Origin of the sequence: Streptomyces chumphonensis (genome assembly GCF_014779715.1) — a bacterium.
In the GTDB taxonomy this organism is placed as follows: Bacteria; Actinomycetota; Actinomycetes; order Streptomycetales; family Streptomycetaceae; genus Streptomyces; species Streptomyces chumphonensis.
The window spans coordinates 1-782 of record NZ_JACXYU010000035.1 but is presented as its reverse complement, the minus strand read 5'-3'; the positions used below and the strand labels follow the sequence as shown (position 1 = coordinate 782).

1 protein-coding gene is annotated in these 782 nt (G+C 67.3%); it reads left to right on the top strand.

Features of this window, described 5'->3' with window-relative positions; translation table 11 throughout:
- Positions 1-782 (top strand): (Fe-S)-binding protein (locus IF129_RS25920; protein WP_191212278.1); only part of this gene is annotated, 782 nt, incomplete at both ends.

Below are 782 nucleotides of genomic sequence, written 5' to 3'. Positions count from 1 at the left end.
GAGGAGGGCGGCGAGGAGACGCAGTTCGGCGTCTCCCAGGTCGAGCACTTCTCCTGGAAGGGCCTGCTGGACTTCTCCACCTGCACCGAGTGCGGACGCTGCCAGTCCCAGTGCCCCGCCTGGAACACCGGCAAGCCCCTCTCCCCCAAACTGCTCGTCCTGTCCCTACGGGACCACGCCTACGCCAAAGCGCCCTACCTGCTCGCGGGCGGCGGCAAGAACGCCGAAGGCGAGGAGCGGGGAACGTCCGAGCAACTGGCCGACGTCCCGACCGCCGCGCTGGCGGAGGCCGAGCGTCCGCTGATCGGGACGCTGGAGGACAACGGCGTCATCGACCCCGACGTGCTGTGGTCCTGCACCACCTGCGGCGCCTGCGTCGAACAGTGCCCCGTCGACATCGAGCACGTCGACCACATCGTCGACATGCGCCGCTACCAGGTCATGATCGAGTCCGCGTTCCCGTCGGAGGCGGGGACGATGCTCAAGAACCTGGAGAAGAAGGGCAACCCCTGGGGCCTGGCCAAGAAGCAGCGCCTGGAGTGGACCAAGGAGGTCGATTTCGAGGTGCCGGTCGTCGGCAAGACGATCGAGGACCTGACCGAGGTCGACTACCTGTACTGGGTCGGCTGCGCCGGCGCCCTGGAAGACCGCGCCAAGAAGACCACCAAGGCCTTCGCCGAACTCCTCCACATCGCCGGCGTGAAATTCGCCATCATGGGCGGCGACGAGAAGTGCACCGGCGACTCCGCCCGCCGCCTCGGCAACGAATTCCTCTTCCAACA